This window comes from Gordonia sputi NBRC 100414 (genome assembly GCF_000248055.1).
Lineage (GTDB): Bacteria > Actinomycetota > Actinomycetes > Mycobacteriales > Mycobacteriaceae > Gordonia > Gordonia sputi.
The window spans coordinates 25,853-33,925 of record NZ_BAFC01000086.1 but is presented as its reverse complement, the minus strand read 5'-3'; the positions used below and the strand labels follow the sequence as shown (position 1 = coordinate 33,925).

Below are 8,073 nucleotides of genomic sequence, written 5' to 3'. Positions count from 1 at the left end.
AGGACTAATGTCCGAGAACACAATTCGGAAGCAACGAACAAGTCGGCGCACCCGTCGTGCCACAGTGACGGCAGCTCTCGCCGCAGGCGCCGGCGCGGTGACCATCGCGCTCGCCGCGCCGGCGTCGGCAACCGTCGACGTACCGCAGGCGACGCCCGGGCTCGGCGGCAAGTTCGCCACCACCTGTACCTACGACATCGCCGTTCCGGTCTCCGGCGTAGGGGCGACGAATCCCGTTACGTTGCGGGACGGCTCCGTCACCGTCGGCACGGTTGTGCCGGTCGCAGGCAAGGCGACCTTCAAGTGGACGCCGTCGACTGCGGGAAGCCACAACCTCACGGCCATCCAGTTCCGGAATCCGTTCTCGCCGTCGGTCAAGACGCTGAGCAACATCCCGGTCTCGCAGGGTCTCAACCTCGGCAGCCTCTGCCTCGCACTGTGACGCTGTGAGCCAGCGCAGCTACGGCTGTCTGCGATCGGGCGGGGCCGACCTTCGTGGTCGGACCCGCCCGAGCCACGTGTCATCGCGAATGTGCCTGCTGCGCACTGTTTCAGGGCGCCGTGAAGGATGCGTCGAACGAGAACTGTGCGATGGCGCGAAGTTGTTCTTCGCTCAGGTCGAGCTCGCGCCGCGCCTCGACGAACGCGTCGCCGACATACCCGCCGAAATAGGCTGGATCGTCGGAGTTGATGGTGACTACCAGCCCGGCGTCGAGCAGGTCGAGAAGCGGATGGTCAGAGAGCTTCTCGACGCCGCGCAGCCGGACATTCGACAGCGGGCACGTGGTGAGCGGGATTCGATCGGCGGCCAGGCGCCTGAGTAGTGCAGGGTCTTCGAGGGCGCGGACGCCGTGATCGACGCGCTCGATCCCCAACACGTCGAGGGCCTCCCAGATGTACTGAGCCGGACCCTCTTCTCCTGCGTGCGCCACGACATGCAGGCCCGCCTCCCGCGCACGGTCGAAGACAGGCGCGAATTGTCCTGGCGGAAAGCCGACTTCGGCCGAATCGAGTCCGACCCCGATGAGGTTGCCGAAGAACGGCTCCAACGCGTCGAGGGTGTCGAGAGCCTCCGACACCGGCCGGTCGCGTAGGAAGCACGCGATGAGATCGGCATGCACACGTGTTTCCGCCGACGCCGTATCGAGTCCACGGCGAAGCCCGCGTACGACGACACCGAGGTCGACGCCGCGCGATGTGTGCGCCTGTGGGTCGAAGAAGATCTCCGCATGCGTGACACCCTGCGCCGCCGCCTTGCGCAGATAAGCGGCGGCGAGATCGGCGAAGTCGTCTTCGGTACGCAGCACGGCCATGCACGCGTAGTAGAGGTCGAGGAAGTGGGGAAGGTCGGCGAAGGCGTGCGCAGCTCGCAGCTGGTCGACGGACGCGTAGGGGAGTGCGACGTTGTTGCGGGCTGCCAGGTCGAACACCATCTCCGGTTCGAGGGTGCCCTCGATGTGGATGTGCAGTTCGGCTTTGGGCAGTGTCAGCAGCTCGGCGTCGTCCATGGCACCCATCCTGCCGGGCGCCTCACTGCGGAGCGCGCACAGCCTGGAAGATCGCCTTCCGTCGACGGGTGAAACCCACGTTCTCGTAGAGCCGGATCGCCGAGACATTGTCGGCCGACGCATGGAGGAACGGCAGGTCACCGCGCTCGCGAATCACCTCCACGACCGCGAGGACCACCGCCCTGGCCAATCCCTCTCCACGGAACGCCGGGTCGGTGCAGACCGCGCTGACCTCACTCCACCCAGGCGGATGCATGCGTTCGCCTGCCATCGCGATCAGCTTGCCGTCGCGTCGGATACCCAGGTAGGTACCGAGATCGATGGTGTGGCGTCGAAACGGCCCCGGCCGCGTCCTTTCCACGAGATCGAGCATGTCGTCGACGTCGGAGTCGTCGAGTTCGACCACCCGCGGGTCGGTATATCCCTCGACGGCGGCCCCGATCATCTGCACGCCGGTTATCCGCATCGTGCTCGTCCAGCCCTCCGGCGGCTCGACGGTGACGGTGGCGAGCGTGATGGAGCCGTCGGGACCGACAAGCTCTGCCGCATCCTCCCAGTCGGAGATCGTCGGATCATCCGGCAGGGCGCACCACGGTGCGACGTCGGCGGGGTAGCGCAGCGCGTCGCCGTGTGTCTGTGCGAATCGCGAATGCGGCCCGAGGAGGGCGGAACGGGCGGGGTTGTCGAGGACTGTCTCATCACGAACCGGGCCGTCGGGGGGAAGAACACTCGCCATTCACTCGACGATATGCGCCCATCGCGTCACGCACCTTTCGGGGTCGCGCGAGTGATCGCCTGCTCGAGCAGGAGGCAGAACTGGCGGTAGAAATCCACTGTGTCCGTGTGCAATTCGATCTCCTCCGGCGCGGCGCCACGGATTTGCGATTCCGCGGCCAACGCCTTGGCGTTGGCGAGGAGCTCGCGACACACACGGAGATAGTCGGTGAGCCGACCGACCTTCCCGTTCGTCAGATGCAGGACGCGTTCGGGTGTGAGTGCTTCGGAGAAGCCCAAGTCGAACAACGTCTGGAGCCCGACGGGTACGGAGCTCTGTGCGCAGGTGTGAGCACCGGGGCCGCCGGCGTTGAGCGCGTCGATCAGCTCGCCTGCCTCATTGTTCAGAAAGCGCCGCCAGGTGCGCAGCGCCGCGTCGAGGTTGTGCGGATGGAACACCGCGGCGTCGACGATCCGCTGTGCATAGACGTGCTGATCGTGGACCACGAAGGTGATCCCCGCACACCTCGACGAGTATTCGGTGGTCAGAGTGCCGAGAAGTGCGGGATCGAGGAGTCGGTGCGTGAGCGTCGTCGTGAGTACGAGGCTCGGACCCAGATCAGAACCGACAATCGTGCACGGTACGGCGTCGAGCGCGGGCAGTTCGATGCACCCGTTGACGACCGACACCTGCCATCCGAAATGCCTCGCGAGCACGCTCCGGGTGACTTCGAGTAGTTCGTCGACACCCGAGATGACGAACCCGGGAGCGATGCATTCGGGAAGCGCATCCATGGCTGCGGCCATCTCACGCATCTCGGCGGTGTAGTGCTCATCCGTCGGCGGCTCGACGCTTCGGTCGGGCGCCTGCGGAACGACGGTCAGCTGACGTTCGGTGGCGGCCGCGGTCTCGTCGACCTGCCCCGCGTCGGGGTGCGTGCCGAAGGGATCGTTCACCGTGACGAACACGGGGTGAGCAACGTCGAAGATCTCGCGCAGCGTCGACACGGCGATGTCGGCGACGGAGCTTGCGTCACGCTGGCCGGATTCGGCGATGTGCTGGCCCTTTCGGGGGAGAAACCGCCACCCGAGCTGTGCCAGGCGACCGCGAATGCGCATCCACTCCGCCCGCCCGGCCCACGGCAGCGCAGTGCCGTCGAGCGTGCACCTCACCTTTCCAGAACCCGTCTTGGTGAAGACGAGCAGCACGCGATATCGCTGGCCGTCTTGGCGGGCGATCTCGAGAAACTCCTTGCGCCCGAGGTCGGGTACGCGTGATGTCACCGTGGCGGCAAACTCGCGCCATGCGTTCTCGATGAGATTGTCGAAGCCGTGGGTGGACATGCGGTTCCCCATCCTGTTGTGCACCCTGGAGCACTCGCCGAGGTGCGAATGTGTGTTCGAGATGCAAGGTAGTCGCAGGGTCTGACACGTCGTGTTTGTCCAGTTCAGAGCTGTTGCTTCGTCTCTTTCGCTCGAAGATGAGACGAGCGACTCGGAATTCTCCACCGGCGATCAATGTTGGTAAATACAAGTACGAACGAGGGGAGTGACATGACAGCGCAAACGCTGACAACGACGTCGGCAGGTGCATCGCCCGCAGTACACGACAATCAGGACGACGTATCTGCCGGTCCGTTGCTGCCCGTCGACGACCATTTCTACGCCGCCCCGGCGCATCTCGGTGACTGCCGGCCCGGTGAGGTGATCCGGTCACGACAGGTCGAGCTCAAGAACTTCTGGGCGTCGAATCATCAGGCGTGGCAGCTGCTCTATCGATCAACCGACCTCGACGGCAATCCCGACGCGACTGTCACGACGGTCGTCGTGCCCGATCGCACCAAGCATCCGAATCCGGCGGTGCTGTCGTTCCAGTGCGCGATCGACGCGGTGACGTCGCAGTGCTTCCCGTCGTATGCCCTGCAGAAGGGTGCCGACGCGTCGCGCGCCGTCGCACCATTCGAATTCATGGTGGTGCGTCGTGCGCTCTCGAAGGGTTGGGCGGTCTCGATCCCCGACCACGAGGGCTCCAAGGGTGCGTGGGGAGCGCCCCGTGAGCCGGGTTACCGTGCGCTGGACGGCATTCGGGCCGCGCTGGCATTCGAGCCTCTCGGCCTCGACTCGACCGCGTCGATCGGAATGTGGGGATACTCGGGTGGCGGACTTGCCACATCGTGGGCCGCCGAGATGGCTCCGGAGTACGCACCTGAGCTGAATATCGTTGGTGCCGTTCTCGGTTCGCCCGTCGGCGACATGGCGTCGACGCTGCTACGGCTCAACGGTGGCCTGCACGCAGGGCTTCCGATCCTCGTGGTGGCCGGTCTGCGTCGGGTCTATCCCGCTCTCGAGCGCATGATCACCGAGCACGCAACGGAATTCGGGCGCCACAACCTCGACGAGGCCGCCACTCTTCCGACGCTCGCGGCGATCCGGCGCTTCCGCAACCACGATCTCGACGACTACTTCGACATCCCGCTTGCCGACGTGCTGGCGGATCCGGGCGTCGTGAAGATGATGGACGACCTGCAACTCGGTACACATGCACCCGCCGTGCCGCTGCTGGTCATGCAGGCGGTGCACGACGAGGTGATCGATGCTGCCGACGTCGACGCGCAGGCGCAGCGGTACCGTGATCTCGGCGTGCCCGTCACCTACGTGCGCGACCTTGTCACAGAACACTATTCGCTGTTGCCGCTGTCCGGGCCCCTCGCGGTCAGTTGGCTGACCCATCGACTCGACGGTCGGCCGGGCGAGGACAAAACGATCACTGCGATTGCCGGTCAGCGTGTGTCGCTGTCCAGGTCACGGTGACCGGGACCTCGTCGTCCCACGGCTGACGGGTCACCAGATCCGCGACGCGGACATAGCCGCGCTCGAATTCTCCTGTCGCAGCGTCGATCAGGCGATACTGCTGGGTCTGCGTGTGAATAGGTTGGGCGTCGACGAGCACAATCCGAACCTCGCCCGGCTCGAACTCGCAGCGCTTCTGTAGCGAGGCGATCAGCTGTTCGTTGGAGAGGTGACCGTCGCCGAAGTTCCAGCCGATCGCCGTCGAACAGATACGTTCGCCGTCGGTGAGCATGTAGTCCGATTCGTTGTGCCCGGCCATCGTGCGATGTGCGAGCGTGAACAGCGCCCGACCGTGACTGTTGAAGGCGCGGAACGCATATCCCATGTACAACGCAACCTGAGCCGCTTCCGGGCTGCCGTAGATCCGCTGTAGCTGCGATGCAGGCAAAGCCGCGATCGCCACCACGTTCTTCTCCAACTTCTCCGACGCCGACGGTGTCATGCACCAGATCCCGGTGTCCCAGTTTCCGGCGTAGTAGCGCATCCCAGGAAGGAAGGACACCTTGCGCGGGAAGAGGTTTCCGATCACCACCGTGCCCGCAATGACCACGAACAGCAAGGCGACCCACCACGGCTGCTCGAGGTCGCCGAGGCCGAGATCGGCGTGACCGACGAAGAGTGCGAGAACTCCGAACATCATGAAGACGTTCCACTCCAACGGAACTCCCATCGGAATGGAACTGAGAATGCCGAAATGGAAGATCAGCATGATCGCCGCGGCAACCCACGTGAGCCATCCTCCATGCGAGAAGAACAGCACGATCGGCACGAGACCCTCGACCGCAGTGGAGAAGTGAGCGATCCACCGCGATGGCCTACCCGGCCGCAGATCGTCCGGAAAGTCTTCGAAGAACAGTCGTTTCATCTTCGGAGACCGGATGACCGCGTTGTTCGACATCATGGTTGCGATCACGAACGGGAAGTGCTTGTTCAGCTTCGACGTCGCCGCACCGAGCCAGATCACCAGGAAGACAACCTTGGCGGCGACGATCATGTCGACACCGGTGAACAGGAACGTCACGCACAGCGCGCCGTACACCTCGCCACGCGCGGCGAGGAAGATTGTCTTGTCGCGCAACCCGATCAGCGCGAGAAGTACAAGAATCGTCCAGATCTCCCACAGCGGTAGTGCGCCGGTTGCCGAGTTCAAATCGGGAAGTTCCCTGCTACCGGGACTGACGAGTCCCACAACCAGAATCACGAGAAGTGCTGCGTAGAGCGCGATGTCGACCGGGCCGCGCACATCGCCGCGCGTCAGTGGCACACGTGTGGGCCACGGTGGCTGACGAATTGTTCTGGGGCGCAACCAGTACAGAATGGAGCCCAACGGCGGGAAGAAGCGGTTGTTGAGCGGACCGAAGCCGCAACCGAGGCCGATGACCTCGAACAGCATCGTGTAGAGCACGACCTTCTGGAAGACGACCGTCTCGCTGTACCACGACGCGACGTCGAAGAACCCGCCGATGCCCGGCGTCGCGGCGACGATCGCCCAGCCGACGAACACGTAGGCCAGAATCTTGCCGACGTAGAACAGGTGCAACACCACGGGGGTGCCGAACCCGACCTCTGCCCACTGGCGTGCCATCGGCCGGATCTTCTCGGCTCGGGAGCCCTGACTCCATGTCGGGAAGTCGACGTCGGGCCTGGTCTGTGTGATGAACCCCAATGTTCCGCCCTCACTGCCGATGGGTGCCGCAGCCTGGACGTTAACAAACCAAGCGAATGCTTGGTTGGGGTTCAGTGGTTTCCGACGCCGCTCATGCGTTGCGGTAGGGACGGAAGAACGTACGCAGTTCGGTGGCGTAGCTCTCCGGCACCTCGAACGGTGCGAAGTGGCCGCCGTGCTTGGGCTCGGAGTGGTAAACGGTGTTCGCGGTACGTTCCAACCAGGCGCGGGGCGGTCGAACAACATCGCCGCCGAAGATCGACAACCCGGACGGGACGTCGACGTAGCGCATACGGTCCTCGACCGGTATGGCCGCGTTGGCTCGGTATGTGCGGATCGACGATCCGATCGTGTTGGTGACCCAGTATTGCGTGACGAGCGTGAGGATTTCGTCTCTCGTGTAGATGCTGTCGAGGTCTCCGTCGCAGTCGCTCCACGACCGCAGCTTTTCGACGATCCACGACGCCACGCCCACCGGTGAATCGGCCAGGCCGATCGCGGCTGTCTGGGGTTTGGTGCTGTGCATAGCCGCGTATGCGCCCTCGGTGGCCGACCAGCGTGCGGCGTCGTCGATCCAGGCGATCTCCTCAGGACTCAATGTTGACCTGTCGATGGTCGCGGGAGGTAGCCCGGCGTCGGTTCGATGCACCGCGACGACGCGGGCAGGATGGGCGAGTGCGAGATAGCGGGCCACGTGGCTGCCCATGTCGCCGCCGGCGACGCCGTACCGGTCGTACCCCAGCACCTGCATCAGTTGACCCCACATTCGCGCGATGTCTCGTGTGTCGGGCGTCGGCCCACTGGGATGACCGGAGTATCCGAACCCCGGCATGTCGGGAACGATCAGCGTGAAGGCGTCGGCGGGCTCGGCGCCGTGTGCGGCGGGATCGGTGAGGAGCGGGATGACCTTCAGGAATCGCCAGAAGCAGTCGGGCCAGCCGTGGGCCAGCAGGACGGGAAATGCCGCGTCGGGGTCGGATGCAGGGCTGTGGATAACGTGGATGTCGAGGCCGTCGACGGTGACCGTGAAGTGAGGCAATTCGGCGATCGTTGATTCGATTGCGGCCCAGTCGAAATCCGTGCGCCAGTAGTCGGCGAGATCGCGCAGATACGACACATCCGTACCCATCGACCATCCACTGCCTTCCGGAGCGTCGGTCCACCGAGTCGTCTGGAGGCGTCGTCGAAGATCGTCGACGACGGCCGGGTCGGTGTGTGGAATGAACGGCCGGATCGCGCTGGTGGCTGCCATGAACCAAGGGTAGGAGGTGCACGACGTGTCGTTGCTCGATGATCGACAGGGGGCGGACATTTGCGACAACCCGCGATTCATCA

The 8,073-nt window shown here is 64.5% G+C and carries 7 protein-coding genes; 2 read left to right on the top strand and 5 right to left on the bottom strand.

Annotated elements, in window-relative coordinates; all coding sequences use genetic code 11:
- The coding region (locus GOSPT_RS14630) for an Ig-like domain-containing protein (protein ID WP_217996118.1) at window positions 1–442 on the top strand (442 nt) is incomplete at its 5' end.
- Between the two features lie 109 nt (window positions 443–551).
- On the opposite strand, the gene GOSPT_RS14625 is transcribed toward GOSPT_RS14630, so the two are convergent.
- From GOSPT_RS14625 to GOSPT_RS14615, 3 genes are read right to left on the bottom strand one after another with little or no spacing between them, the layout of a single operon-like run.
- Window positions 552–1,508 (bottom strand): adenosine deaminase, encoded by a 957-nt coding sequence (locus tag GOSPT_RS14625; protein WP_005207154.1) that lies wholly within the window; start codon window positions 1,506–1,508, stop codon window positions 552–554.
- 22 nt (window positions 1,509–1,530) lie between these two features.
- Window positions 1,531–2,244 carry a GNAT family N-acetyltransferase gene (locus GOSPT_RS14620; RefSeq protein ID WP_005207153.1) on the bottom strand — a complete coding sequence of 238 codons (714 nt, stop codon included), beginning with the start codon at window positions 2,242–2,244 and terminating at the stop codon, window positions 1,531–1,533.
- Between the two features lie 26 nt (window positions 2,245–2,270).
- Entirely contained in the window at window positions 2,271–3,566 is a 1,296-nt protein-coding gene (locus tag GOSPT_RS14615) for a TY-Chap domain-containing protein (protein ID WP_005207152.1), read from the bottom strand.
- Between the two features lie 210 nt (window positions 3,567–3,776).
- Between GOSPT_RS14615 and GOSPT_RS14610 the strand changes: the two genes are divergently transcribed.
- Window positions 3,777–5,033, top strand: coding sequence for a lipase family protein (locus GOSPT_RS14610; protein WP_005207151.1), 1,257 nt, complete (start codon window positions 3,777–3,779; stop codon window positions 5,031–5,033).
- Here the strand turns inward: GOSPT_RS14610 and GOSPT_RS14605 are convergent.
- Window positions 4,987–6,738: a DUF3556 domain-containing protein gene (locus GOSPT_RS14605; protein ID WP_039856137.1), complete on the bottom strand. Its 1,752-nt coding sequence runs from the start codon at window positions 6,736–6,738 to the stop codon at window positions 4,987–4,989. The genes GOSPT_RS14610 and GOSPT_RS14605 overlap by 47 nt on opposite strands.
- A 91-nt stretch (window positions 6,739–6,829) precedes the next feature.
- Entirely contained in the window at window positions 6,830–7,990 is a 1,161-nt protein-coding gene (locus GOSPT_RS14600; RefSeq protein ID WP_005207149.1) for an epoxide hydrolase family protein, read from the bottom strand.
- Between the last annotated feature and the right edge of the window lie 83 nt (window positions 7,991–8,073).

Excerpts from the sequence above, each read along its gene's own strand:
- GOSPT_RS14620 (WP_005207153.1), bottom strand. The coding sequence starts at position 2,244 with ATGGCGAGTGTTCTTCCCCCCGACGGCCCGGTTCGTGATGAGACAGTC.
- GOSPT_RS14615 (WP_005207152.1), bottom strand. The coding sequence starts at position 3,566 with ATGTCCACCCACGGCTTCGACAATCTCATCGAGAACGCATGGCGCGAG.
- GOSPT_RS14610 (WP_005207151.1), top strand. The coding sequence starts at position 3,777 with ATGACAGCGCAAACGCTGACAACGACGTCGGCAGGTGCATCGCCCGCA.
- GOSPT_RS14625 (WP_005207154.1), bottom strand. The coding sequence starts at position 1,508 with ATGGACGACGCCGAGCTGCTGACACTGCCCAAAGCCGAACTGCACATC.
- GOSPT_RS14600 (WP_005207149.1), bottom strand. The coding sequence starts at position 7,990 with ATGGCAGCCACCAGCGCGATCCGGCCGTTCATTCCACACACCGACCCG.